This window comes from Streptomyces sp. NPDC029152 (assembly GCF_055564355.1).
The window spans coordinates 211,947-236,818 of sequence record NZ_JBVHWR010000011.1; the positions used below are offsets into that span (position 1 = coordinate 211,947).

At 73.8% G+C, this 24,872-nt stretch carries 20 protein-coding genes; 7 read left to right on the forward strand and 13 right to left on the reverse strand.

The window, feature by feature from the left end; genetic code table 11:
- Positions 1–33 precede the first annotated feature (33 nt).
- Both ACZ4V6_RS23875 and ACZ4V6_RS23880 read right to left on the reverse strand, forming a co-directional pair.
- The gene (locus ACZ4V6_RS23875; protein ID WP_467830780.1) at positions 34–459 is read right to left on the reverse strand and encodes a pyridoxamine 5'-phosphate oxidase family protein; all 426 of its coding nucleotides are present in this window, start codon (positions 457–459) and stop codon (positions 34–36) included.
- Positions 460–774: 315 nt separating this feature from the next.
- Positions 775–1,410 (reverse strand): TetR family transcriptional regulator, encoded by a 636-nt coding sequence (locus ACZ4V6_RS23880; protein WP_467830934.1) that lies wholly within the window; start codon positions 1,408–1,410, stop codon positions 775–777.
- Between the two features lie 134 nt (positions 1,411–1,544).
- Here ACZ4V6_RS23880 and kbpA point away from each other — a divergent pair, with 134 nt between their 5' ends.
- From kbpA to ACZ4V6_RS23895, 3 genes are all read left to right on the forward strand, one after another.
- Positions 1,545–2,306 carry an AfsK-binding protein KbpA gene (gene kbpA / locus ACZ4V6_RS23885; protein WP_467830782.1) on the forward strand — a complete coding sequence of 254 codons (762 nt, stop codon included), beginning with the start codon at positions 1,545–1,547 and terminating at the stop codon, positions 2,304–2,306.
- A gap of 199 nt (positions 2,307–2,505) precedes the next feature.
- Positions 2,506–4,902 carry a protein serine/threonine kinase AfsK gene (gene afsK / locus ACZ4V6_RS23890; protein ID WP_467830784.1) on the forward strand — a complete coding sequence of 799 codons (2,397 nt, stop codon included), beginning with the start codon at positions 2,506–2,508 and terminating at the stop codon, positions 4,900–4,902.
- Positions 4,903–4,991: 89 nt separating this feature from the next.
- Positions 4,992–5,561, forward strand: coding sequence for a hypothetical protein (locus ACZ4V6_RS23895; protein WP_467830786.1), 570 nt, complete (start codon positions 4,992–4,994; stop codon positions 5,559–5,561).
- Positions 5,562–5,576: 15 nt separating this feature from the next.
- Here the strand turns inward: ACZ4V6_RS23895 and ACZ4V6_RS23900 are convergent, their stop codons facing one another.
- From ACZ4V6_RS23900 to ACZ4V6_RS23930, 7 genes are all read right to left on the reverse strand, one after another.
- A complete protein-coding gene (locus tag ACZ4V6_RS23900; RefSeq protein WP_467830788.1) occupies positions 5,577–6,977 on the reverse strand; it encodes an NAD(P)/FAD-dependent oxidoreductase in 1,401 nt (466 codons plus the stop codon).
- The gene (locus tag ACZ4V6_RS23905) at positions 6,970–8,163 is read right to left on the reverse strand and encodes an MAB_1171c family putative transporter (RefSeq protein WP_467830790.1); all 1,194 of its coding nucleotides are present in this window, start codon (positions 8,161–8,163) and stop codon (positions 6,970–6,972) included. Before ACZ4V6_RS23905 ends, ACZ4V6_RS23900 begins: the two co-directional genes overlap by 8 nt.
- Positions 8,163–8,777: a toxin gene (locus tag ACZ4V6_RS23910; RefSeq protein WP_467830792.1), complete on the reverse strand. Its 615-nt coding sequence runs from the start codon at positions 8,775–8,777 to the stop codon at positions 8,163–8,165. Before ACZ4V6_RS23910 ends, ACZ4V6_RS23905 begins: the two co-directional genes overlap by 1 nt.
- A gap of 309 nt (positions 8,778–9,086) precedes the next feature.
- Positions 9,087–9,233 (reverse strand): hypothetical protein, encoded by a 147-nt coding sequence (locus ACZ4V6_RS23915; RefSeq protein ID WP_467830793.1) that lies wholly within the window; start codon positions 9,231–9,233, stop codon positions 9,087–9,089.
- Positions 9,234–9,425: 192 nt separating this feature from the next.
- Entirely contained in the window at positions 9,426–9,608 is a 183-nt protein-coding gene (gene afsS, locus ACZ4V6_RS23920; protein ID WP_467830795.1) for a regulatory protein AfsS, read from the reverse strand.
- Between the two features lie 217 nt (positions 9,609–9,825).
- Positions 9,826–12,792, reverse strand: a complete 2,967-nt coding sequence (afsR, locus tag ACZ4V6_RS23925) for an SARP-family global regulator AfsR (protein WP_467830798.1) — start codon at positions 12,790–12,792, stop codon at positions 9,826–9,828.
- Positions 12,793–12,882: 90 nt separating this feature from the next.
- On the reverse strand, positions 12,883–13,281 hold the full coding sequence (locus ACZ4V6_RS23930) for a nitroreductase/quinone reductase family protein (protein WP_467830800.1): 399 nt from the start codon (positions 13,279–13,281) through the stop codon (positions 12,883–12,885).
- 94 nt (positions 13,282–13,375) lie between these two features.
- Here ACZ4V6_RS23930 and ACZ4V6_RS23935 point away from each other — a divergent pair, with 94 nt between their 5' ends.
- Positions 13,376–14,203 (forward strand): endonuclease/exonuclease/phosphatase family protein, encoded by an 828-nt coding sequence (locus ACZ4V6_RS23935; RefSeq protein WP_467830802.1) that lies wholly within the window; start codon positions 13,376–13,378, stop codon positions 14,201–14,203.
- Here ACZ4V6_RS23935 and ACZ4V6_RS23940 read toward each other — a convergent pair.
- Complete coding sequence (locus tag ACZ4V6_RS23940) at positions 14,175–15,683, reverse strand: CehA/McbA family metallohydrolase (protein ID WP_467830804.1); 1,509 nt, start codon at positions 15,681–15,683, stop codon at positions 14,175–14,177. The two genes, ACZ4V6_RS23935 and ACZ4V6_RS23940, sit on opposite strands and share 29 nt — an antisense overlap.
- 187 nt (positions 15,684–15,870) lie before the next feature.
- Here ACZ4V6_RS23940 and ACZ4V6_RS23945 point away from each other — a divergent pair, with 187 nt between their 5' ends.
- Both ACZ4V6_RS23945 and ACZ4V6_RS23950 read left to right on the forward strand, forming a co-directional pair.
- Positions 15,871–18,483, forward strand: a complete 2,613-nt coding sequence (locus tag ACZ4V6_RS23945) for a bifunctional FO biosynthesis protein CofGH (protein WP_467830806.1) — start codon at positions 15,871–15,873, stop codon at positions 18,481–18,483.
- A 92-nt stretch (positions 18,484–18,575) separates the two neighbouring features.
- The gene (locus ACZ4V6_RS23950) at positions 18,576–19,136 is read left to right on the forward strand and encodes a hypothetical protein (RefSeq protein WP_467830808.1); all 561 of its coding nucleotides are present in this window, start codon (positions 18,576–18,578) and stop codon (positions 19,134–19,136) included.
- Here ACZ4V6_RS23950 and ACZ4V6_RS23955 read toward each other — a convergent pair.
- The gene (locus ACZ4V6_RS23955) at positions 19,120–19,632 is read right to left on the reverse strand and encodes a DUF2165 domain-containing protein (protein ID WP_467830810.1); all 513 of its coding nucleotides are present in this window, start codon (positions 19,630–19,632) and stop codon (positions 19,120–19,122) included. The genes ACZ4V6_RS23950 and ACZ4V6_RS23955 overlap by 17 nt on opposite strands.
- Positions 19,633–19,768: 136 nt before the next feature.
- Here ACZ4V6_RS23955 and ACZ4V6_RS23960 point away from each other — a divergent pair, with 136 nt between their 5' ends.
- Positions 19,769–20,887, forward strand: coding sequence for an ADP-ribosylglycohydrolase family protein (locus tag ACZ4V6_RS23960; RefSeq protein WP_467830812.1), 1,119 nt, complete (start codon positions 19,769–19,771; stop codon positions 20,885–20,887).
- Positions 20,888–20,897: 10 nt separating this feature from the next.
- On the opposite strand, the gene ACZ4V6_RS23965 is transcribed toward ACZ4V6_RS23960, so the two are convergent.
- Entirely contained in the window at positions 20,898–22,472 is a 1,575-nt protein-coding gene (locus ACZ4V6_RS23965) for a sodium:solute symporter family protein (RefSeq protein WP_467830814.1), read from the reverse strand.
- A gap of 287 nt (positions 22,473–22,759) precedes the next feature.
- Complete coding sequence (locus tag ACZ4V6_RS23970) at positions 22,760–24,736, reverse strand: MFS transporter (RefSeq protein ID WP_467830816.1); 1,977 nt, start codon at positions 24,734–24,736, stop codon at positions 22,760–22,762.
- Positions 24,737–24,872: the final 136 nt, after the last annotated feature.

Here is a 24,872-nt window from a genome sequence, read left to right on the forward strand (position 1 = left end):
CGACGGGCCGGGCGGGGGCGTTCGCCGTACGGTTCACACCTGGCCGAGGTCGGAGGAGACCCAGCGCTCGGGCCGCATCCGCACGACGACCTGTTCCCCGTGGTTCTTCCAGGCGAAGTCGACGTAGCCGTCGACCTTCTCGGCCGGCAGGTACCGGGCGGACATCTCCCGCAGCAGCTCAATGGTGGCGGGGGCCGTCTCGACGACCGGGCCCTCCACCGACACGTACCGGATGGTGGGCTCCAGCCGGTCGACCATGAGGGAGAACCGGCCCGCGGCCTTGATCAGCTCGTTCTTGCGGCTGTCGAGCCCGGTCAGGATCCAGACGTCGCCGCCCGGCGCGTACTGGTACCAGATGGGCACGGTCAGCGGGGCGCGACCGGGACCCGCGTCCACCGCCAGCGCGGCGATGCGGGGTTCGGCCAGGAACTGTTCGCGCTCTTCACGGGTCAGGGCCATTGCGCTCTCCTCCGACGGCGTCCGGGTGTCCGGCTGGGTGTCCGGCTGTACGGGGGCCTGCACCGGTCGCAACACCGGTCGGGCGGGCGGTTGTTCCCTCGCGGGCCGGTCGGGGCGGGGGCGGCTCGGCACCACGGGCGGGGTGCGGCGGCGGGCGCCCGGGCCGGGGAGGAGGCCGGCGCGGAACCGGGGGGGATCAAAGGGGGGGGCGGTGCGGCGGGGTGGGGAGCACCGAGGGGGAGGAGGGGCGTCCGGGAGGCGGGGCGCGGCGGATCGGGCAGGGATGACAGGCTGCCGTGCGACCGGTCGGGCGCGCTACTTCACGGGCTTCTTGCCGGTGATGCCCAGGTACATCAACAGGGCCAGACTGGGCTTGAGTTCGGCCTGCTTCACGCCCCAGGAGGTGAAGCCCTTCTGGTGCGAGGCGACGGCCGAGAGCATCGTGACCAGCGAACCGGCGATCGCCGCCGGGTTCACGTCCTTGTCGACCCTGCCCTTGGCCTGCAGTTCGGCGACGGAGTCGGCGAGGGCCGTGTTCACCGAGTTCAGGATCTTCATCCGGAGCTTGTAGAACCGCTTGTCGCCCTCCGCGGCGCCCAGGTCGACGACCCGGAGGATCGCGTCGTTCTTCCGCCAGAAATCCAGGAACCCGTCGACCAGTTCCTGCGCCGTCTGCCAGCCGGACTTGCCGACCCACGAGCGGCCCGCCGCCAGCTCGGCCAACCCGGAACCCTCGGCGGCCGTTTGCTCGGCGATCTCCAGGACCGCTCCCTCGACGTCCGGGAAGTACTGGTAGAAGGTCGCGGGCGACGTGCCTGCCTTCCGGGCGACATCGATGACCTTGACGTCCCGGTAGGGGGAGGAGTTCAGCATGTCGCCCAGGCAGTCGAGCAGTTTCTGCCGGGTCGCCTGCCCGCGTCGACCGGCCACGCGGCCGTCCACGGTGCGCACTTGTCCTGTCATGCCGTCAGCTTACCGACGGCCGATCGGCGCGCGATTCGGCCGACTGCAAATGGGGTGCGCGAGTGCAAAGTGGCTGCTGTGCCTGGTCTGCGGGGTGCGCGCGCGGCGGTTACGTTGGCGGTATGGCCGAAAACGGTGCATCTGCGCGGACGCCTTCCGTGTACGCGGAAGGCGTCCCCTGCTGGGTGGAGGCGCAGCTCTCCGACGTCCGGGCGGGCGAGCGCTTCTACGGCGAGCTCTTCGGATGGACCTTCGAGGAGGAGGGGCCCGGCGCCTTCGCGTGGGCACGGCTGGGCGGCGAGCCCGTCGCCGCGCTGGTGCCCAAGACGGACGGCCGGATGCCCACCGTGTGGACGGTGTACTTCGCCGCCCGGGACGCCGGGGCGCTGGCCGGGCGGGTCCGGGAGGCCGGCGGTCAGGTCGTCACGCCGCCGCGCCGGGTCGGCGGCCTGGGCACGACCGCCCTCGTCACCGACCCGCAGGGCGCGGTCTTCGCCCTGTGGCAACGGGCCCCCGACGCCGCCGGCGGGACCTCCTTCGACGGCTTCGGCAGGCGGCACGAGCCGGGCACCTTCGCCTGGGCCGAGCTCTACACCCGCGACACCGGGGCCGCCGACGCCTTCTACGGCGGCCTGTTCCACGACGCCCTCTTCGGCCCCGGCGCCGTGCCCGACGTGGGCCGCGCCACGGTGACCGACGTCTTCCCCGCCGAGATGCCGCCGCACTTCCTCGTGCACTTCCGGGTCGAGGACTGCGAGGCGGCGCTCGGCACGGTGGCCCGGCTCGGCGGACGGGTGCGGGTGCCGCCGTTCGAGACGTCGTACGGGCGGGTGGCCGTGGTCTCGGACGGCCAGGGGGCGTCCTTCGCGCTGCTCCAGCGCTGAGGTCGGCGCGGCACCGCACCCGGGTGGGCGTTCGCCCGGGATTGGGATGTGACACCCCGATTGTCCCAGGGTTCGCCACCAGCGCCTCGGACAGGAAGAATCGGGGTGTGTGCCGCCGCGGCGGTGCGGTGGTGAGACGCTGCACGTCGGTCGCGTACATATGTGGGTGGCGCGGCGCGTACGGGGAGGTGGCAGGCAAGTGGTGGATCAGCTGACGCAGCACGATCCGCGGCGGATCGGGCCGTTCGAGGTGCTGGGGCGGCTCGGCGCCGGCGGCATGGGGCTGGTCTATCTGGCGCGTTCGGCGTCCGGCCGGCGCGTGGCGATCAAGACGGTGCGGACGGAGCTCGCCGAGGACCAGCTGTTCCGCGTCCGCTTCACGCGCGAGGTGGAGGCCGCCCGCGCGGTCTCCGGCTTCTACACGGCGGCCGTGGTCGACGCCGATCCCCGGGCCGCCGTGCCGTGGCTGGCCACCGCGTACGTCCCCGCGCCCTCCCTCGAGGAGATAGTGAACGAGTGCGGGCCGCTGCCGGCCCGGGCCGTGCGCTGGCTGGCGGCGGGCGTCGCGGAGGCGCTCCAGTCGATCCACGGCGCCGGGCTCGTCCACCGCGACCTCAAGCCGTCCAACGTCCTCGTCGTCGAGGACGGCCCCCGGGTGATCGACTTCGGTATCGCCTCCGGCGTCTCGAACACCCGTTTGACCATGACGAACGTCGCCGTCGGCACCCCCGCCTACATGTCCCCGGAGCAGGCGAAGGACTCGCGCAGCGTCACCGGCGCCAGCGACGTGTTCTCCCTCGGCTCCATGCTGGTCTTCGCCGCCACCGGGCATCCGCCCTTCCACGGGGCCAACCCCGTCGAGACGGTCTTCATGCTGCTGCGCGAGGGCCCCGACCTGGAGGGACTCCCGGACGAGCTGCGTCCGCTCATCGAGTCGTGCATGCAGATGGAGGCGACGGCCCGCCCCAACCCCGCCGACCTCCAGTCCCAGCTCGCCCCGCACCTGTACGGCTCCGGCTCCGACGACAGCGGTACGGCGTCGGCGTGGCTGCCCGAACGGGCGGTGGAGCTGATCGAGGGGCGCCGCAACGGGCGCCCCCCGGTGCGGCCCGCGACGACGGCCGGCGGGCGCGGCGGCGGCTCGGGCGCTGCCCGGCCGGCCGTGCCGGCGCCCCCGCTGCCGCCCCCGCCCTCGCACGACCCCGTCGTCCCGGCGCCGTCCGTGCACGGGCCCCCGCTGCCCGCGCCCGTCGGCGCCCCGGACACCGGGCCCGTCCGGCTGGCCGGGGCGCAGGTGCCCATCGGCCCCGGTCCGCGCGTCGCCGACATGCGGGCCGCCGCGGTGGCCGCGCCGCCGCCGGAGGCCGCCCTCGCCGCCTCCTGGGCCCGGCCGCGCCCCGGCGTGAACGGCGCCGACCCGGTCGTCCCGGCACCGGCCGCCCCCGCGACGCCCCCCGAGACGGCGAGCGGCTGGCGTCCCTGGCGCTTCCGCATGTCCAACGACGTCTGGGGCACGCCGTCCGTCGACGGGGACCTGGTCTACGTCACCTCCTTCGAGGTGCACGCCCTGGACGTGGCCACCGGACGCCGCCGCTTCAAGACCCGGGACGTGGCCTGGTCGATGGCGGTCGCGGACGGCCGCATCCACGCCTCCGACGGCCCGACACTCTTCGCCCTGGACGCGCGGGAGGGCACCGACCTGTGGCGCCTGCAGACGGACGCCTGGGTCTACTCCCTCCAGGCCGACCGGGGCACGGTCGTCACCGCCACGCGCGGCGGCGGCGTCCAGGCCTGGGAGGCGTCGGGCGGCCAGAAGCTGTGGGAGATCACCGGCGCCCAGAGCGACTTCGAGTCCCCGGAGGCGGGCGCGACGGTCCACGACGGCACGGTGTACGTCTGGCAGGACGCCCGGCTGCGCGCCCTGGACGCCCGTACCGGCGACGAGCGCTGGTCGTACCCGATCGGCGACGCGGCCTCCTGCGGCGGCGTGCCGGTCCGCCTCGCCCAGGCGTCCGACGGCTACGTCTACGTCGCGGCCGGCACCCGCGTGCTCGCGCTGGAGGTCGCCTCCGGGCGCGTCCGCTGGCACTTCGAGGCCCCCGCGGTCTTCCTCTCGCCGCCGGTCTTCGTGCCGGGCCCCGCGGTGACCGGCGGCGGGGTGTACCTGGCCGACTACCTCGGCACGGTGTACGCCCTCGACGCCACCGACGGCCGCGACCGCTGGCGCATCGCGACGGAGGGCCGCTCCTCCACCGACCCGGTCCTGGTGGCCGCCGGTCACGTGCACGTGGGCAGCGGCAAGGGCCTCTACACCCTGGACGCCGTCACCGGCACGCCCAAGTGGCGCTTCCAGGCGGGCGGCGAGATCGTCGGCGCCCCCGCGGTGGCCGAGGGCCGCATCCACTTCGGCTCCACCGACCACCTCCTCTACACACTCAAGGCCGACGACGGCCGCCTGCGCTGGAAGCTGGCGACGGGCGGGGAGATCACCGGCTCCCCGGTCGTGCGGGACGGCATCGTGTACGCCTGCAGCAAGGACCGCTGCGTGTACGCGCTGGACGCGGAGAAGGGCACGGGGACGGCCCGTACGACGTGACGCGGCCCGGCCCCGCGCGGTCGCGCCGCGTGCCCGGCCGTGGCAGGTCGGTGACATGCCCGTGACAGCCGCTGTTTAGCGTGGGAGCCATGACGACACGGGGACGGGCATGCAGGTACACGGCGATCGCGGCACTGGTGGTGCTCAGCCTGACCGGTTTCTCGACGGGGCGCGGCCACGGCCACGGCGGCGGTGACGGCGGAGGCGGTTGCAGCAGCAGCAGCCAGGACCACGACAGTTCGTCGTCCTCGTCGGACGGCGACGTCCACAAGGACGACGACTCGTACGGCGGCGGCACGAGCGGCGGCTACGGCTCCGGCCACTACGGTTCCGACCACGACGACACCGACGGCACCGACGACGGCACCGGCGACGACAGCGGCGGCGCCCTCCGGGCCGCCACGGTGGAACTCGTGAGCTGCGCGACCGTGGACGACCCGTACGCCACGGTCGAGGTCACCAACCCGAACGACCGCGAGTACACCTTCGCCGTCACCGTGTTCTTCAAGGACGGGAGCGACGTCACGATCGACGACGCCCGTCAGGAGACCACCGTCCCCGCCGGCAGCGCGGCCCGCGTACGCATCGCGTTCGACGCCCCCGGCATGGTCGCCGACCACTGCGAGCTGGACGACGAGGAGATCCTGCCGCTCACGTGACCCGGCACCGGACGGTCAGGGGCGGGCCGCCCGGCGTTCCGCCTCGGTGATCGGCGGCTCCTGGAGGTGCGGCTTCCTCGGGCCGAACAGCATGGGGACCAGCATGTCCGGCGAGAACAGCCGGGTCGGGGGCCGCTCCATGCTCATCACGTCGAGCAGGGCGCCCATGGCGCGCGGACTGCGGGCGCCGGTGGCGACGGCCCGGTCGACGTAGCGGGCCAGCAGCCTCTCCACCACGGTCGGCGGTGTGTCGGCGGCGCCCGGGTAGAAGGCGTCCTGGCCGACCGCCAGGTCCCAGGCGCCGGCGACCGGGCGGGCCGCGGCGCGCTGGAGGGCACCGGCCGTCCCGGGCGCCGTGAGCGCGGTGCGGCGCAGCACGTCGCGGACGGCGAGGGCGCCCTGCGCGGCGACGGTCAGGCCGTGCCCGTAGACCGGGTTGTAGCCGGCGACGGCGTCGCCCAGGACGACGAAGCCGTCGGGCCGGCGCCCGAGCTTCTCGTAGTAGCGGCGCCGGTTGGCGGTGCTGCGGGTGACGGTGACGTCGCCGAGCGGTTCGGCGTCCCGCAGCAGCTCGCCGATGACCGGGTCGGCCAGGCCGAGCGCGAACGGCACGAAGGCGTCCGGGTCGGCGGTGGGCTCGCCGCCGCGGGTGCCGCCCAGGGTGACGATCCACCGGTCGCCCTCCACCGGCAGGATGATGCCGCCCCGCCCCGGCGCCGCGGCCGGATTGGCCTGCACGTTGACCAGCGGGAAGGCGCCGTCGGCGGTGGTGCCGGGGGCGCGGTACACGCGGGTGGCGTAGGTGAGGCCGGCGTCGACCTCCCGCTCGGTGACCCGGGGCAGGCCCAGGCCGACGAGCCACTGCGGGGCGCGGGAGCCGCGTCCGGTCGCGTCCACGACGAGGTCGGCGCCCAGCACGTGCTCGCCGTCGCCGGCCCGGACCCGTACGCCCGTCACCCGGCGGGCGTCGCCCTCCAGGGCCAGGGCGGAGGTGCCCTGGCGCAGCGTGATCCGCCCGTTCTTCAGGACGTGGTCGCGGACGACGGAGTCGAGCAGGTCGCGCGAGCAGACCAGGTTCCGGTGGTGGGTCGCGAGGAACCTGCGGAACCACACCTCGTTGGGGGCCCGGGACACCATGTCGCCCATGATGTGGACCAGGCGCCCGCCCCGGCACACGACGTCGTCGACGAGTCCGGGCAGCAGCTCGCCCAGGGCCCGCACGCCACCGCTCCACACCAGGTGCGCGTGCCGGGCCTGCGGAACGCCCCGGCGCGGCTCGGGCCCCTCGGGCAGGACGTCGCGCTCGACGACCGTGACGTCGGCGAACTCGGTGAGCGCGGCGGCGGCGAAGAGGCCCGCGGCACTGGCGCCGAGGACGACGGCGCGCGGCCGGTGGGTGACGGGCTTGTCAGGCATGGGCGTTGAGGCCGCTTTCTGTGCTGGTCACCCGGCGGCCGAGGTCGGCGAGGGCACGCCGTCGGTACAGGGCGAGGGAGATGGTGCCGATGTGGTCGCTGATGTCGGTGCCGATGCCCGGCGGCCGCTCGCTCGCGGGCGCCGGGACGCCGGCCGCGTAGGCGTCGATGGCGTCGCGCAGCGCGACCGCACCGGCGAGGTCACGGGCCCGCGCCTCGCCGTGGACGGCCCGCGCGGCGGCGAGGGCCCGTTCGTGGACGTCGTGGCGGAAGTAAGGGGCCAGCAGCCGCAGCGCGTCGTGGATGCGCTGCTGGCGCTGCATGACCCGCAGGTCCAGCGGCGCCCACAGCCCGAAGCGGGCCTGCGCCGCCGCCGGGGCGAGCACCCGCAGCGCCCGCCACAACGGGCGCAGCCGCAGGTACTCCCGCTGATCGCGGACCGCGTTGCGCAGTGCGGGACCGGCCTGCGGGACGATGAACCCGACGGCGACCAGCGACGCCTGGAGCAGCGCGAACGGCGGCGCGACCCGGGTGCTGAGGACGTCCCAGTCCACCCCGCACCACCGGGCCCCCACGGCGGCCAGCTTCGCCGCGTCGAAGACCAGGCCGGAGGCGAAGCCGAGCAGCAGGAGGACGACCCCCGACCTCACCCAGCGGTCGGTCACGGTCGGCGACCACTGCCGCAGCATCCGCGTGGTGACGACGCAGGTCACCGCGTGCGCGCCCAGGTAGAGCAGGATGTGCTCGCGCATCCACGGGGTGCCGGCGTAGTAGGTGTCGAGGTCGTAGATCCGCGGCTCGGGCACGTCGGCGAGCAGGAAGGTCACCCAGAGCACGGCCACGACCCCGCCGTACGCGCAGTGGATGCGGCGGATGCCGCGCCTGCGCCGCTCGGACGGCGGCTGACGCCACCGGGTGATCATGGCCAGCCCGGTCGCGCCGGACGCGGTCAGGAACGAGTACGCGCAGGGCGAGGCGAAGTTGGGGATGCCCGTCCACTCGTTGAGCCGCTCGATGTTGACGGGCGTGACGACGACCAGCACGCAGGTCGCGCACACCAGCAGCACGACCGTCGCCCGCACCTCGGGGTTGCGCCAGGCCCGCACGAACGTCGGCAGCTTGAGCAGGACGGCGAGGGCGAGCAGGGCGGTGGGCAGGGCGTAGGGGATGTGGGGGTGCGGGCCCATCAGAGCAGGCGTCCGCCGCGGTTGGTCAGCGACAGGTTCATGCGGCCCTCCAGGGTCGCCGGGGTCACCGGGCCCTCGGCGTACCGGCCGTGCATCCAGGTGCGCACCTCGCGGCCGAACAGCAACCCGAAGGTCTCGGCGGCGACTTCGTGCTCGTCGGGCGACTCGGCCCGCGCCGCGACGGCCAGCAGCGCGTCGCGCGGCACCTCGGCCTCGGCGAGGATCCGCTCCGCCGCCCGCCGCACCGCGTCGGACGCCTGCTGCGGCGGGGCGACGGCCCGCGCGGAGGCGTCGGCGAGCCCGGCGACGTGGTGCCCGCGGTCGCCCTGCTCCTCGTGCCACAGCTCGTGCCCGAGGATCACCAACTGCGCCTCGCGGACGGTGTGTTCCTCCACCACGACGAGGGACCTGCTCCCCAGGTCGAGCCGCAGCCCGGACACCGGGATGTCCGCCGGGAACGCCCGGAACAGCAGCTCCACCGGCCGCCTCGCGCGCACGCTCATGGCCCGGCAGAAGGCCCGCATGACGGCCTCCGGCTCCGCCGGCCTGTCCAGGCCCTTGGCCGCCTCCCTGCCGAGGGCACGGAGCAGCGCCTTCATCGCTCGTGGACTCACGGGCCGGGTTTCTCCCTCCCCGGGACATCACCGACGTACACCGACATGCTGGAGAGACCTTAGTGACAGACGGAGATCCGTTCGACCCTTCCGAACGACTCAGGCCACGGCTTGGCCGGAAGTGGTCGGGGTGTTGGTGTGTGCGAAGTGGTAAAAGACGCCGCCGAAGCGGACCGGTCCGGGGGCCCGCCCCGCCTCCGGTCCGTCCTCCCGGCCCTGCCCCGGGCAGTGCCACCGGATCGCCGGCGCGCCGACGCCGTACGCGAGTGAGGCCGAGGTCCCCTCGGCCTCGTCCACGAGCGTCCCGCGTCAGGGCATGTGGTTGTCGAGCGGAACGACGACCGTGTCCTGCGGCGGCACCGGCATGTGGTTGTCGGCCAGCGCCGGGCTCGTCGCGGCGGCGGTGGCGCCGAGAACGAGGGCGACGGTGGCGAGCAGCTTCTTGGCGAAGGTCACTGGGGCTCCTGCGGTGTGGGCGGGCGTTCGACGAGCGGGGGAAGCGTCGCGCTCGCGTTTTCGTGTGCTTCGAACGTTTGGCGCCGAACAATGTCCGGCAGTGATCACGGACGCACGACGGCCGCGGCGGCTCCCCCTCCGTGCCGCCGCGGCCGACCCCCGTGCCCCCGTACCCCCGTGCGGGAAGAAGGTCTACTTGCCGTCCAGGCCCAGGGCGGGCGGGGCCGGCATCTGGTTGTCCATCGTCACGATGGCCTGGTCCTTCGCCGGAGGAGTGGGCATCTGGTTGTCCATCGTGGTGATCGCCGTGTCCTCGGCCGGAGGGGTGGGCATCTGGTTGTCCAACGGCTTGGCGGCGGCCTTCTGCTCGCTCATCGACTGGTGCTCCTCTGCAACGACAGGGTCTGGATGGGTGCTGCCCGTCCGGAGGCTCCCCCGAGGGCCACCGGACGGGCGTGCGGAGCCGAACACTAACCCCGTCGGCTCCCCGCGAGACCGTCTGCCCCCCGACGCGACGGTCCGACGGCAACCAGCATGGCCGCGGGAGATAAACGAACGCTGAACGCCGCCGTGCGCGGTGACGCCGGACCGCTCATGCGGCGTCGACGGGGAGCAGCAGAGTGCGTACGTCGTCGGCCTCGGGGGCGCAGTTCTCCTCGTAGAGCCGGAGGGCTTCGAGCCAGCAGGCCCTGGCCCGGTCCACCTGCCCCAGCGCGGCCAGCGCCCGTCCGAGGAGCGTGAGGACGTTGCCCCGCATCCGATCGCCCCCGATGCATCCGACGGCGAGGGCCTGCTCGGCGTGCTGAGCCGCTCGGGCCGGACGGTGCGCGGCCACGTGCACCTCGGCGATCCGGAAGTGGGTGGTCCCTTCCCAGAGACGTTGGCGGTGATCGACGAACATGGTCAGGGCGTCGTTGAACTGGCCGAGCGCCTCGGTGTGCCGTCCGGCCTGGGTGAGCGCCATGCCGAGCGCGTAGTGGCCGTTGGCCGATCGCATGGTCCTGCCGAGCTCGGCGAGCATCGCGAGCCCGTCCCGAGCGATCTCGACGGCCTTGCCGACGTTGCCCATGGCCAGGTGGGCACGCGACAGGTTGAACGACGTCGTCGCCTCGCCGGCTCGGTTGCCCGCTTCGCTGAAGCCCCGGATGGCCCGGTCGAAGAAGACCTTGCCGTCCGCGTACCGGCGTTGGTGCAGCGAGATGAGCCCGCGGTCATTGGCGGCCCAGCTGCCCGCGGCGAGGTCCCCTGCGGAGGCGGCCCGCTCCATGGCCAGCGTCGCCTCCTCCTCCGCCTGGAGGATGCGGCCGGACACCAGGAGGACGTTGGTGAGGGTCGCCCGGGCGCGTCCCTCCGTGCGGTCGTCGCCGATCACCTGGGCCGCCTCGCACACCGCCCTGGCCGTCTCCTCGTACTGACGCGAGTTGGCGCCCGACTCGGCCAGGTCCTTCGCGGCCCAGAGGAGATCCACGCCGCGCCGCAACCGGTCCGTGTCCACGGACTGCCGCACGCAGGCCAGCAGGGACGCGCCTTCGGTGTAGAGCCAGTCCAGCGCTTCCGTGCCCTCGGCGAAGCGCAGGCCCTGGTGCTGTGTCGGTTCCAGGTGGTCCACCAGGCGGTCCCCGGGACGTTCCATCGCGTAGATCCCCGCCGCCGTGGCCAGGTAGAAGTCCAGCAGCCGCGACAGCGCCGCCCCCCGCTCGCCCGGCGGGTGTTCGTCCCTCTCCGCGCACGCACGCGCGTAGAGCCGGACGAGGTCGTGGAAGCGGTAGCGTCCCGGAGCCGCCGATTCCAGCAGCGACGTGTCCACCAGGGACTCCAGCAGGTCCTCCGTGTCCTCCGCCGGGAGGTCCAGCACCGCCGCTGCCGCCGCCAGGGAGATGTCCGGCCCGTCGGCCAGTCCGAGGAGCCGGAAGGCACGGGCCTGGGCCGGTTCGAGCTGCCCGTAGCCCAGCTCGAACGTGGCCTTGACCGCCAGGTCGCCGGCCTGCAGCTCGTCCAGCCGGCGCCGCTCGTCCGCCAGTTTCGCCGCGAGGACGGACACCGTCCACGTGCGCCGGGCGGCGAGGCGCGAGGCGGCGATGCGGATGGCCAGGGGCAGGAAACCGCACGCCCCCACCACGTCCAGGGACGCCTCCCGCTCCGCGGCGACCCGCTCCTCGCCCACGATCTTCGTGAAGAGCGCCAGCGCCTCCTCGGGGGACATCACGTCCAGGTCGACCAGGTGCGCCCCGGCGAGGTCCACCATCCGCGCCCGCGACGTCACCAGCGCCGCGCACCCCTCCGTGCCGGGCAGCAGCGGGCGCACCTGCGCGGCGTCGCGGGCGTTGTCCAGCAGCACCAGGACGCGGCGGCCGTCCAGGACGGAGCGGTAGAGGGCGGCCCGTTCCTCCAGGGAGTCGGGGACGGCCGAGTCGGCCGTGCCCAGGGCGCGCAGGAAGGTGCCCAGCACCGTCTCCGGCTCCGCCGCCCGCGCCCCCGCGCCCTGGAGGTCGACGTAGAGCTGCCCGTCCGGGAAGGCGGCCCGTGCCTGGTGGGCGACGTGCACCGCGAGGGTCGTCTTGCCGACGCCGCCGATGCCCGCGAGGGCGGAGACGGCCATCACCCGGCCCTCGGCGCCCGACGCCGAGCCCAGCATCTCGCTCAGCTCCCGCACGAAGGACGCGCGTCCCGTGAAGTCCGCCACCGTGGCGGGAAGCTGCGCCGGGCGGACCGGGACCGCGGCCGGCTCCGCGGCCGGCGCGGACGGTTCCGCCAGGGCCGGGTCCGCCCGGAGGACGCGCTGCTGCAGCTCCCGCAGGCCGGGACGCGGGTCGACGCCCAGCTCGTCGGCGAGCAGTCGCCGCGTGTCCGCGTACACGGCCAGCGCCTCGGCCTGGCGTCCGCTGCGGTACAGGGCGAGCATCAGCAGCTCCCGCAGCCGCTCGCGCAGCGGATGCGCGGCGGTCAGCGCGGTCAGCTCCGAGACGGCCTCCGCGTGGCAGCCCTGCTCCAGGTCCATGTCGAGCCGCGTCTCCAGGAGCTGGAGCCGCCACTCCTCCAGCCGGACCCGCTGGGCCTGCGCGTAGGGGCCCGGGACGCCCGCCAGCGTCTCGCCGTCCCACAGCGCCAGCGCGCGCCGCAGCACCTCGCGCGCCCGGCACAGGTCCCCGGCGGCCCGCGCCTTCTCCGCCTCGGCGGCCAGGTCCTGGGCGAGCGACAGGTCCAGGGCCCCGTTCCCCGGCGCGCGCACGGCGTAGCCGCCCGACTCGCTGACCAGCACCCCGGGATCCAGCACCTTCCGCAGCCGCGACGCGTAGGTGCGCACCGCCGCCAGCGCCTGCGACGGCGGTTCCCCGCCCCACAGGGCGTCGATCAGCTCGGCCGCGGTGGCCGTGCGGCCCTCGCGCAGCAACAGGGCGGCCAGCAGGGCGCGTTGCTGCGGGGACCCGGTGGGCAGCGGTTCGTCGCCGCGCCAGGCGCGCACCGGTCCGAGCACGCCGAACCGCAGCGCGGCCGACGGCTCCGGTTCCGCCGGTGTCCCGGACATCCGCTGCTCCGGAGCGCGCGGTCCACCGTCCATGCCGTCCCCCTAGACATCCTGAGCAACTACGTCAGTTTGCCTTGTGCATGCCGACCACGTCAGCCGTGGGAGACGCCGATCACAGGGCCCTCACCTCTCCAGGTCCACCCGTACCGTCAGCAGCCCCGGCCCGACCCCCATCGCCCGTACGGCCAGGCTGTTGAACCGGGGCAGGCGGCGCAGGCGCGCGACCGGGTCGTCGTCCGGGAGGAGGTGGGCGGTGCCCGGGTGCCAGCGGCCCCGGATCCGCACCCGTACCCGCGGGTCCGCCCGGATGTTGCGGACGTACTGCGCCCGCTCGCCGAACTCGGACACCATCCAGAAGGAGTCGCCGACCCGGCGCCCCCCGACGGGCGTGCGGCGGGGCAGGCCGGAGACGCGGCCGGTGGTCTCCAGCAGGGTCTGGGCGGGGAGCCGGCGCATGACCGCGTTGAGCCGGCGCTGGACGGCCGTCACGGCCCGGTACTTGGTCTCGGCGTGGGACGACATCGTTCGTTCACCTTCCTGTCTCGTGTGCCTCCATGTTCTCCGGACAGCCTCATGGAGAAGGCGTGGACGGGCGAAGAGGCGGGGTGGTGCGGTCGTGCGGGTCGTGACCTGGAACCTGTGGTGGCGGTTCGGGCCGTGGGCACAGCGGCGGAAGGCGATCCTCGCCGTGCTGCGGGACCTGCGCCCGGACGTCGTCGGACTCCAGGAGGTGTGGGCCACCGGGGACGAGAACCTCGCCGGATGGCTGGCCGGCGAACTCGGTCTCCACTGGGCCTGGGCCCCCTCGCCCGCCCCCGGGCGCTGGCAGCGGCGGATCGGCGACGACACCGTCGGCATCGGCACCGCGGTGCTCAGCCGCTGGCCCGTCGTGGAGCGGGCCGTGCTGCGGCTGCCCGTGCCGGCGGAACTCGACGACGGGCGGCTCGCGCTCTACGCCCGCCTCGACGCGCCCGCCCACCGGGTCCCCTTCTTCACCACCCACCTGACCTCCGCGTCGCACGCCCCCGGGGTGCGCCGCGACCAGGCCGCCGCCCTCGCCCGCTTCGTCGCCGGGCACCGGCACGGCACCGCCCACCCGCCCGTCGTCACCGGCGACTTCAACGCCCGCCCGGACACCGAGGAGATCCGGCTCCTGCGCACCGTGCCCCTGCGCGACGCCTGGGACCACGCCGACCCCGCCGCCCCCTCCGGCACCTGGGACACGGCCAACCCGTACGTGACGCGTGCCGACGGGGAGCCGGACATCCGCATCGACTACGTCCACGTCGGCCCGCCCGGCCCCGGCGGCCTCGGCCGGGTCCGGGCGGTGCGTCGGGCCGGCGACGGCCCCGTGGACGGGGTCTGGCCCTCCGACCACGCGGCGGTCGTCGCCGACCTGGACGACGGGCGGGCGGCTAACGACCCAGGAAGACCGGGTTGGTGAACGCCGCCGGCGCCCCCGGCAGCGGCCCGGCCGCCGCCTCGTGCCGCAGCTCCGCCCGTACGTAGGCCGCGTACGAGGCGGTCGTCCGCCACTCCACGGCGCCCTCGCCGGACGCCGGCAGCGGGGCGCTGGTGAACAGCACGCCCTGGTCGGTGACGAACCGGACCGTGCAGCGCGGGGCGCCCGTCGCCTCCAGGCGGACGGTCACCGGGGTGTCGTCGTCCACGCGCAGCCGCTCGCCGATGCCGGCGTGCTCGCCCCGGCCGCCGGACGCGGTGAAGGCCAGCGACACCTCCGCCGACTCGGCGACGTACGAGCGGCCCGCCCGGATGCCCTCCTGGATCGCCTCCCGGGTCAGGTCGTCGGCGAGGACGACGGTCTGCGGGCGGCCGATGACGTCCGGGGCGCGGTGGGAGTCGCTGCCGCCCATCGCGGGGAGCCAGCCCCGGCCGTCGCGCACGGAGGCGGCCAGCATGCCGTCCCAGTCGGCCAGCGCCACCTCGTCGTCGGGCGTGTAGGCCCCGTTCCACACCTCGACCGCGTCGGCCTCCCCGAAGCCGAACTTCCAGTTGCAGCCGATGCAGGTGGCGTGCGGGTGGGCCGGCACCACCAGGCCGCCGGCGCGGCGGATCTGCCGGGCGAAGCGGCCGAAGCGGTTGTCGCGGGCCCGGTAGCGCCAGTCCACGAAGGTGCCGGGGTCGGTGCCGAGGGCGACCACGTGCCCGTTGCGGGTCGTCACCTCCTCGCCCAGCATGATCAGCAGGTCGTCGCCGGCCAGGTCCGCCCAGTGCGCGTGCGCGGAGTGCGTGTTGTGCTCGGAGGAGTTGATGAAGTCCAGCCCCGCCGCCCGCGCGAGCGCCGCGATCTCGGCCGGGGTGTAGCGGCCGTCGGAGTGCACGGAGTGCAGGTGGCAGTCGCCCCGGTACCAGGCGCGGCCCCGCCCCCTGGCCCGCTGCGGCGGGTACGCCGGCTTCACGGTCCCGCCCGGCTCCCCGTACGTGAGCGTGATCGTCAGCTCGTACGACAGCCCCTGGGGCGCGACCGTGTACGGGCCGAGCGCGATGTGCCAGGTGCCCGGCCGCACCGGCCCCGGGAGGTAGCCCGGGGTGGCGTCGTCGGCGCGGACGAAGAACTCCGTGCGCGCGCCGCCCGACCAGCCCCGGAAGCCTCGGCCGCCCAGGCCGGTGCCGCGTTCGTCGAAGACGCCGATGTCGAGGGCGTTGCCCTGGGTCCCGGCGGGGACGGCGGGCCGGTCGTAGGTGTAGGACACCCTGAACTCGCGGACCCCGGCCGGGACCTCGACCGGGACGTACACGAAGTCGGGCGAGCCGGGGGGAAGGGTGCCCCGTACGGTCCTCGTCCGCGGTCCCGTACCGCCCGCCGCCGAAGCGAAGCTCACGGTGGCCGACGTGAGCGCGGCGGCGGCTCCCGCCACGAACACCGCGCGCCTGCCGATCCCGGCGTGGTCGTCCTCGCACATGCTGCTGCTCCCCAGGTGTCGTGGATGACATGACATGGGTGGTGCGGTGGTGATGCGTGCAACCCTCGTATTGAGCCGTGAACCCCCGTGCAAGGAAAGGGGTTCGGTGCATGGAGGGCCGGAAACCGCCCGGTGGGGGAGCGGGACGCGCACCGCGTCCCGATCATGGCGCTCGTATGCTCGGAGGATGACGACTTCCGCGACCTCCGGAACCGGACCCGACGACTCCGCCGGTGCCGCCGGCCCGACCGAGAACTCCCTGCGTCGCGCCCTCAGACGCGCCCGGGACGGTGTCGCCCTCGACGTCTCCGAGGCCGCGGTGCTGCTCCAGGCCCGCGGCGAGCACCTCGACGCCCTCACCGCGTCCGCCGCGCGGGTGCGGGACGCCGGCCTGGAGGCGGCGGGCCGTCCCGGCGTCATCACCTACTCGAAGAGCGTCTTCGTCCCCCTCACCCGCCTGTGCCGGGACAAGTGCCACTACTGCACCTTCGTCACCGTCCCCGGCAAGCTGCGCCGGGCCGGGCACGGGATGTTCATGTCGCCGGACGAGGTGCTGGACATCGCCCGCAAGGGCGCCGCCCTCGGCTGCAAGGAAGCGCTGATCACCCTCGGCGACAAGCCCGAGGACCGCTGGCCCGAGGCCCGCGAGTGGCTCGACGCGCACGGCTACGACGACACGATCGCCTACGTCCGGGCCATCTCCATCCGCATCCTGGAGGAGACGGGCCTGCTCCCGCACCTCAACCCGGGCGTCATGACGTGGACGGACTTCCAGCGCCTCAAGCCCGTCGCGCCCTCCATGGGCATGATGCTGGAGACCACCGCCACCCGCCTGTGGTCCGAGCCCGGCGGCCCCCATCACGGCTCCCCGGACAAGGAACCGGCCGTGCGCCTGCGCGTCCTGGAGGACGCCGGACGCTCCTCGGTCCCCTTCACCTCCGGCCTCCTCATCGGCATCGGGGAGACGTACGAGGAGCGCGCCCAGTCCCTCTTCGCGCTGCGCAAGGTCTCCCGCGCCTACCACGGCGTCCAGGAACTGATCATCCAGAACTTCCGCGCCAAGCCGGACACCGCGATGCGCGGCATGCCGGACGCGGAGCTGGACGAGCTGGTCGCCACGGTGGCCGTCGCCCGGCACATCATGGGCCCCTCCGCCTGCCTCCAGGCCCCGCCGAACCTGGTGGACGCCGAGTACGAGCGCCTGATCGGCGCCGGCATCGACGACTGGGGAGGCGTCTCCCCGCTCACCATCGACCACGTCAACCCCGAACGCCCCTGGCCGCAGATCGAGGAGCTGGCGGAGAGGTCCCGCACGGCCGGCTTCGAGCTGCGCGAACGGCTCTGCGTCTACCCCGAGTTCGTCAAGCGCGGCGAGCCCTGGCTGGACCCGCGGCTGCGCCCGCACGTGGCCGCGCTCGCCGACCCGGACACCGGCCTCGCGCGCGAGGACGCGACGGTGGAGGGCCGTCCGTGGCAGGAGCCGGAGGAGGTCTTCGAGGCGTCCGGCCGCACCGACCTGCACCGCACCATCGACACCGACGGCCGTACGTCGGACCGCCGCGACGACTTCGACGAGGTGTACGGCGACTGGGGCGCCCTGCGCGAGGCGGCCGCCCCCGGCATGGTCCCGGAGCGCATCGACACCGACGTGCGCGCCGCGCTGGCCACGGCGGCCGACGACCCGACGCGGCTCACGGACGACGAGGCCCTCGCCCTCCTCCACGCCGACGGCCCGGCGCTGGACGCACTGTGCCGGGTGGCCGACGACGTGCGCCGCTCGGCGGTCGGCGACGACGTGACGTACATCGTCACGCGGAACATCAACTTCACGAACGTCTGCTACACCGGCTGCCGCTTCTGCGCCTTCGCCCAGCGCCGCACGGACGCCGACGCCTACACGCTCTCCCTCGACCAGGTCGCCGACCGCGCCCAGCAGGCGTGGGAGGTCGGCGCGGTCGAGGTGTGCATGCAGGGCGGCATCCACCCCGACCTGCCGGGCACGGCGTACTTCGACATCGCCAAGGCGGTCAAGGCCCGCGTCCCCGGCATGCACGTGCACGCCTTCTCGCCGATGGAGGTCGTCAACGGCGCCGCCCGCACCGGCATGTCGATCCGCGAGTGGCTGACCGCGGCCAAGGAGGCGGGCCTCGACTCCGTCCCCGGCACGGCGGCGGAGATCCTCGACGACGAGGTCCGCTGGATCCTGACCAAGGGCAAGCTGCCCACGGCCACCTGGATCGAGGTCATCGAGACGGCCCACGACCTGGGCATCCGGTCGAGCTCCACGATGATGTACGGCCACGTCGACCAGCCCCGCCACTGGCTGGGCCACCTGCGCACCCTCGCCGGCATCCAGCAGCGCACCGGCGGCTTCACGGAGTTCGTGACGCTGCCCTTCATCCACACCAACGCGCCCGTCTACCTGGCGGGCATCGCCCGGCCCGGCCCCACCCTGCGGGACAACCGCGCGGTCACCGCGATGGCCCGCCTCCTGCTCCACCCCCACATCCCCAACATCCAGACGAGCTGGGTGAAACTGGGCACCGAGGGTGCGGCCCAGATGCTCCGCTCCGGCGCGAACGACCTCGGCGGCACGCTCATGGAGGAGACGATCTCCCGCATGGCGGGGTCCTCCTACGGCTCCTACAAGTCGGTCAAGGACCTGATCGCCGTCGCCGACGCGGCGGGCCGCCCGGCGAAGCCCCGCACCACGCTGTACGGCGAGGTCCCCGAGGAGCGGCAGCGGGCGGCGGCGGCCTCCGACGGGCACCTGCCGGAGCTGCTGCCGGTACTGGACTGACCGCCGCCGGACGGAGGCACGGGCCGCTCACAGTACGATGATCGGGCCCCCGGTGTGTCGGGGTGTTCTCGTAGCTGAGGAGATGCGTGCCCGTGCCTGCCCGACTTCCCTCGTGGGCCTGGGTCTCCGGTCTGACCGTGGGAGCGATAGCGGGGGTCGGCTTCCTGACGGTGCAGGCCGACCGGGGCCCGCACCCCACGGCCGCCGTGGCCGAGCCGAAGCCGTCGGCCTCGGCGGAGGCGTCCCCCGCGCCGAGGGAGACGGCACCGGCCCGGGTCCCGGACGGCTCCGGCACCGGGCGGCGCGTGGTCTACTCCCTCGGGCAGAAGCGGGTCTGGCTGGTCGACGCGAGCGACGCCACCCGCCGGACGTTCACCGTGTGGCCCGGCACGGTCAGCCCCGACCCGGGCACCTACACGGTCGGCGAGCGCCGGAACTCCACGATCGGTTCCGACGGGGTCCCGATCGAGCACATCGTGTACTTCGCCCTGGCGGACGGTGTCTCGGTCGCCTTCTCCCACGCGGCCGACGGCTCCTCGCCCCCGCCGCCCGTCCCCGGCACGAAGGCCGGCGGCGTACGGCTGCACACGCCGGACGGCCAGGCCGTCTGGACGTTCGCGACGGCCGGCACGACGGTCAGGGTCGTCCCGTAGCACCCGCCCGGTCCAGCGGCAGGTGCGTGACGATCAGCACGACGCCGCTGAGCAGGAACATCCGCGTCGCCGCGTCCAGTCCGTTCCAGGTGTCCGACTGCCACATCGCGAACCACTCCCCGCCGATGCCGATGAAACCGACGCCGAAGAGCAGCATCACCATCAGCAGGCCGAGGGTGGAGACCCTGCGGGCCCGCGCACGGTCCTGCCGGAACCAGAACCAGGTACCGGCGATCAGCACGAGCGCGGCCACCGTCTCCCAGACGATGATCGCCACGTACGCCGCGTTCTGCAGTCCCTCACCGGTGACGGCCCGCCACATCAGGTCGTCGTCCTTGAACGTGGTGTCCATGGCGAGCACGTGCTGGACGAACGCCTGGTTCGTCCCGAAGTCGGTGATGTTCCCGAAGGCGACCAGCGCCATGTAGAGGGCGACGGTGCCGGTCAGGAGGGCCGCGGCCGACGGCAGGGCCCGCGAGGCAGGAGTGGTGGTCATGCCCACCTCATTCCCCGCGGGCCCGGCGCTCATCCGACGAGCGGCTCCGCCTTCGGCGTTCCGCGTCCTGAACCGGCCGTCCCCGTTCGATTACAGTGCTCGCGTCGTACGTAGGGGCGATGCCGCGGGAGGTCGGGTGGGCGCGACGGGCGGTGCTGCCGTGTGGGGTCGTGCCGAGCAGCAGGACTTCCGGAGCCGGGTGCGCGGGACGCTGCTCGGCGTGGCCGTCGGGGACGCCTTCGGGGCGCCCTTCGACGGGACGGACCTCGACGCCATCGCGCAGGAGCACGGACCCGGGGGCCCGGCCGACCTCGCCCCCGCCTACGGGCGGCGCGGTGCCGTCACCCACCTCACGCAGCTCACCCTCTTCTCCGTCGACGGGCTGATCCGCGCCCAGGTGCGGCGGGACACCGGGGCCTGGCACCCGCCGACCGATCTGCACCGGGCGTACCGGCGCTGGGCCGCCACCCAGCGCGACTGGGGGCCCGACCTGCGGCGCGAGGAAGACGGCTGGCTGGCCCGCGAGGAGTGGCTGTACGCCCGGCGCGGCCCCACCCGCGCGCTGCTGCTCGGCCTCGGTGACGAGACCATGGGCACTCCCGAGGCGCCCAAGAACCCCGGTGAGCGCGGGGCCGAGGCGGCCGCCCGGTCGGCGCCGTTCGGGCTGCTGGTCGGCTGGGAGCCGCAACTGGTCGCCCAGCTCGCCGTGGAGTGCGCCGCGCAGACCCACGGCCACCCCACCGGGTACCTGGCGGCGGGCGCGTACGCCGTGGTCGTGCACGGGCTGGCGCGCGGGGAGAGCCTGGACGCGGCCGTGCAGCGGGCGCTCGCGCTGCTCGCCGTCCGGCCCGGGCACGAGCCGGTGTCGGAGGGCCTGCAGCACGCGCTGGGCGCGGTGCGGCAGGGGCTGCCGACGGCGGCCCGGGTCACCGAGCTGGCCGGCGGGGGCACGGCGGAGGGGCTGGTGGCCGCCGCCGTGTACTGCGCCCTCGTCGCCGAGGACGTACGGCACGGACTGCGGCTCGCCGTGAACCACGGCGGGCCCTCCGCCGCGACCGGCGCGCTGACGGGCGGGCTGCTCGGCGCCCTGCACGGCGAGACGGCCCTCCCGCCGGCCTGGCTGGCCGAGCTGGAGGGCCGTCCGACGATCCTGGAACTGGCCGACGACTTCGCCATGGAGATGACCCAGGGCCCCGCCCTGCACGGCCCGGCGGGCTCGTCCCCGGGCTGGCTGGCGAGGTACCCCAGGGCGTGAACGGCGAGGGCTAGTCCTTCACCCGCGTCCGCCCCACCGCGTCGCCCCCGCTCCCCGCGGGCGCCGGGACCGCCGCCGCTGCGGAGGCGTCGTCGTCCGTGTTGACGCGCTCGATGATCGCGAGCCGCTCCGGGGTGTCCTCCGGCTTCAGGAAGCCGACGACGACGTAGAGGACCAGCGAGACCGCCAGCGGGACGGACACCTGGTACTCCAGCGGCACCCCGCCCTCGACGTTCCAGCTGATCGGGTAGTTGACCAGCCAGAAGGCGATCAGGCCGACCGCCCAGCTGGTGAGCGCGGCCGTCGGTCCCGAGCGGCGGAAGGGCCGCAGCAGGCCGAGCATCATCGGGATCGCGATCGGGCCCATCAGGCCGGCGACCCACTTGATGACGACGGTGATGATGTCCTTGAACGTCGGCGAGTCGACCTGCGTGGCCACCGCCATGGACAGGGCGAGGAAGACGACCGTCGTCACCCGCGCCGCGATCAGCCCGGACCGCTCGCCCCAGGCCCTCGCCCGCGCCGACACGACCGGTGCCACGTCACGGGTGAACACGGCCGCGATGGCGTTGGCGTCCGAGGAGCACATGGCCATGGTGTGCGAGAAGAAGCCGACGACGACCAGGCCGAGGAGGCCGTGCGGAAGGAGCTGCTCGGTCATCAGGCCGTAGGAGTCGGAGCCGTCCGGCTTCTGCGACTCCACCAGCAGCGGCGACATCCACATCGGGAAGAACAGCACCACCGGCCAGACCAGCCACAGCACCGCCGACAGCCGTGCCGACCGCGCGGCCTCGCGGGCGTTGCGCGTGGCCATGTAGCGCTGGGCCTGGTTGAGCATGCCGCCGTTGTACTCGAAGAGCTTGATGAAGAGGAAGGCGAGCAGGAACACCGTTCCGTACGGGCCGACCAGCGGCTTGCCGTGGCCTTGGAGGGCGGGCTCGTCCCAGACCCCGAAGAAGCCGCCGTGGTCGCCCAGTTCCATGACGACGGCCACGAACATCGCGACACCGGCCAGCAGTTGGATGACGAACTGCCCCAGCTCGGTCAGCGCGTCGGCCCACAGGCCGCCGATCGTGCAGTAGACGCCCGTGACGACGCCGGTGATCAGGATGCCCTGGTTGAGGGAGATGCCGGTGAAGACCGACAGCAGCGTGGCGATGGCCGCCCACTTCGCGGCCACGTCCACGATCTTCAGCAGCATGCCGGACCAGGCCAGGGCCTGCTGGGTCGGCAGGTTGTAGCGGTTCTTCAGGTACTCCAGCGGAGAGGCCACGTGGAGCCGCGAGCGCAGCCGGTTGATGCGCGGCGCGAACAGCTTCGACCCGACGGCGATGCCCAGGGCGATGGGGAACGACCAGGTGACGAAGGACGTGACGCCGTAGGTGTAGGCGATGCCCGCGTACCCGGTGAACATCACCGCGCTGTAGCCCGACATGTGGTGCGAGATGCCGGACAGCCACCAGGGCATCTTGCCGCCGGCCGTGAAGAAGTCGCTGACGTTGTCCACGCGTTTGTGCGACCAGACGCCGATGGCCACCATCACGGCGAAGTAGCCGATGAGCACGGACCAGTCGAGACCGTTCATGTGCCCCCTTCCGGGGTCCGCCTTGTGAACTCCGCTCAGCAGGCCGACACTTCGCAAGAGCGGGGTGAGGGCGAGGCGCGCGGCGAAGTGCCCGCTCATCGTGTTGCGTCGGCGCGGGCACGACAAGAAAGCAGAAGGTCAAGAGCAGGTAAAAAAGTTCTCCTTGCTGACCTCTGTTCACGGACATGAACATCTGAGGGGTGTGCCGGCCGGGGCACGTGGATCGGGTTCCCGGCCGTCCCACCGGCTCCGGAGCCGCTCCCGGCAGCTCCGGAACCGCTCCCGGGCTACTCCGGCGCGAACTTCAGCTCGTCCTCGAGCTGGTCCGCGAGCCGGTCCCTGAGCTCGTCCTTCATCTCGTCCGGGCACGGGGTGCCGCGCGAGAAGCCGTAGGGGGCCGCCAGGCGGTACGTGCCCGCCTCCGGGGCGATCAGCACCGTCCACGTGTCGCCGTCGACGGTCTCCTCCGTCTCCGTCAGGCAGCCGCTGACGTTCTCGAACGTCTTCGGCGAGCCCTCGGGACGGTCCTCGGACGCCTCCGTCTCCTGCGGCGGCTTGAGCCTCTTGCCGTCGGCGTCGACGAGGCTCAGCCACGGCGAGTACGGCATCCGGACCAGGACGGGGCCCGCCTTGCGCACGTCGATCGTCCACTCGCCCTGCTCGGCGCGCTGGACGACCGCGTCCGGCTCGGCCAGCGGGGCGGGGTCGGTCACCTGGAACAACTGCCAGTTGGCGTCGCCCCAGACCTGCTTCAGGTACGGCAGCCCCCGCTGCACCAGCGCACGCTCCCGCTCGCCGCCGTCACCGTCCGGCTCGTCCTTGGGCAGCACCACGAAGTGCACCGCCCAGCGCTGCAGCCACTCGTGGTAGTTCGCCGAGTTGAGCGTGTCGTCGTAGAAGAGGGGGTTGCGCTCCATGTCGGCCTGGCGGTTCCAGCCCCGGGCCAGGTTCACGTACGGGGCGAGCGCCGAGGCCTCGCGGTGGGAACGGGCGGGGACCACCTCCACCCGGCCCTTCTCCGCGCCGACCTCCTGGAGCTCGTTCACGAGCGGCGCCAGCTCGCGCGCCCAGGAGGCGGCCGGCGTGGTGTGGACGATGTCGTCGCCCGACTTGAAACCGATCCATCCGGCGAAGCCGGCGAGCGCGACCACGAGCGCGTACCACTTGCGCGAGCGCGGCACCGCGAACGGCAGCGCGGCCACCAGCGCCACCCCGGCGAAGAGCATCGACAGGCGCGTGATGTTGGAGCCGATCTGGGAGCTGATCACCCAGACGAGGAGCACGGACAGCCCGTAGACCGCCGACGTGATCCGCACCGTCTTCCACGAGCGCGGCACCAACGCGAACACGAGCCCCGCGTACAGCAGCGGCAGGGCCGCCGAGCCGAAGGACATCGGCTGGGTGCCGGAGAAGGGGAACAGCCAGGCCGACAGTGCGACCACCGCACTGGGCGCCAGGCCCAGCGCCCAGGCGCCCGGACGGCGCTTCTGCAGGAACAGGGCCACCGCGACCAGGCCCACGAACAGGCCCGAGACCGGTGAGGACATCGTCGACAGCGCGGCCAGCGGCGCCGCGCACAGCGCCTTCGCCCAGCGCTTGTGGCGCCAGCGGTACGGCCAGCAGAACACCGTGGCCACCGCGCCCAGCGCGAACATCGTGCCCAGCCCGAACGTCACCCGGCCCGACACCGCGTTGGCCAGCAGCCCGAACAGGCCCGCGAGCGACGCCCACAGCGGGTTGCGGACCACACGGCTGCGAATCAGGATCATCGTCAGCAGCCCGGCCGACAGCGTCCCCGCGATCATCATCGTGGTCCGGACGCCGAGCACCGACATCAGGTACGGCGACACCACGCTGTACGAGACCGGGTGCATGCCGCCGTACCAGGCGAGGTTGTACGCCGAGGCCGGGTGCCGGCCGACGAACTCCGCCCAGGCGTCCTGCGCGGCGAGGTCACCGCCGCTGTTCGCGAAGGTGAAGAACCAGACGACGTGGAGGGCCCCGGCGAGAGCCGTGACGGACAGGACGGGGTGGCGCAGCATGCGCTCGCGCACGGCCAGGAAGGCGGCCTTCACCGCGGACGGCGCTTCCGGCCCGGCAGGCTCCGGCCGGGTGCGGTCCGGTTCACGGCCGCCGTCCGCCGGACCGGTGCCGGACCTCCCGCCCTCCCCGCCGTCCTTGCGGGGAGCGGGTACGTGTGGTCGCGGGCCCGCTCCCGGGCCCGGATCGGCGTCGTCGGCGCGTGTCGGCTCCGCAGTGGCCACCTGAAGGCACTCCCCGTGTCCCGTCTTCTGCTTTCGGCCGCGTACGTCCCGTACTCTTCACGACTCTTCACGGCCGCGTTCCCGCGACCCGGCGACCTGCCCCGTTTCGTGACGCTAGCACGCACCCCGTCCGGCG

Excerpts from the sequence above, each read along its gene's own strand:
- ACZ4V6_RS23875 (WP_467830780.1), bottom strand. The coding sequence starts at position 459 with ATGGCCCTGACCCGTGAAGAGCGCGAACAGTTCCTGGCCGAACCCCGC.
- kbpA (WP_467830782.1), top strand. The coding sequence starts at position 1,545 with ATGGCCGAAAACGGTGCATCTGCGCGGACGCCTTCCGTGTACGCGGAA.
- ACZ4V6_RS23895 (WP_467830786.1), top strand. The coding sequence starts at position 4,992 with ATGACGACACGGGGACGGGCATGCAGGTACACGGCGATCGCGGCACTG.
- ACZ4V6_RS23900 (WP_467830788.1), bottom strand. The coding sequence starts at position 6,977 with ATGCCTGACAAGCCCGTCACCCACCGGCCGCGCGCCGTCGTCCTCGGC.
- ACZ4V6_RS23905 (WP_467830790.1), bottom strand. The coding sequence starts at position 8,163 with ATGGGCCCGCACCCCCACATCCCCTACGCCCTGCCCACCGCCCTGCTC.
- afsS (WP_467830795.1), bottom strand. The coding sequence starts at position 9,608 with ATGAGCGAGCAGAAGGCCGCCGCCAAGCCGTTGGACAACCAGATGCCC.
- afsR (WP_467830798.1), bottom strand. The coding sequence starts at position 12,792 with ATGGACGGTGGACCGCGCGCTCCGGAGCAGCGGATGTCCGGGACACCG.
- ACZ4V6_RS23930 (WP_467830800.1), bottom strand. The coding sequence starts at position 13,281 with ATGTCGTCCCACGCCGAGACCAAGTACCGGGCCGTGACGGCCGTCCAG.
- ACZ4V6_RS23940 (WP_467830804.1), bottom strand. The coding sequence starts at position 15,683 with ATGTGCGAGGACGACCACGCCGGGATCGGCAGGCGCGCGGTGTTCGTG.
- ACZ4V6_RS23945 (WP_467830806.1), top strand. The coding sequence starts at position 15,871 with ATGACGACTTCCGCGACCTCCGGAACCGGACCCGACGACTCCGCCGGT.
- ACZ4V6_RS23955 (WP_467830810.1), bottom strand. The coding sequence starts at position 19,632 with ATGACCACCACTCCTGCCTCGCGGGCCCTGCCGTCGGCCGCGGCCCTC.
- ACZ4V6_RS23965 (WP_467830814.1), bottom strand. The coding sequence starts at position 22,472 with ATGAACGGTCTCGACTGGTCCGTGCTCATCGGCTACTTCGCCGTGATG.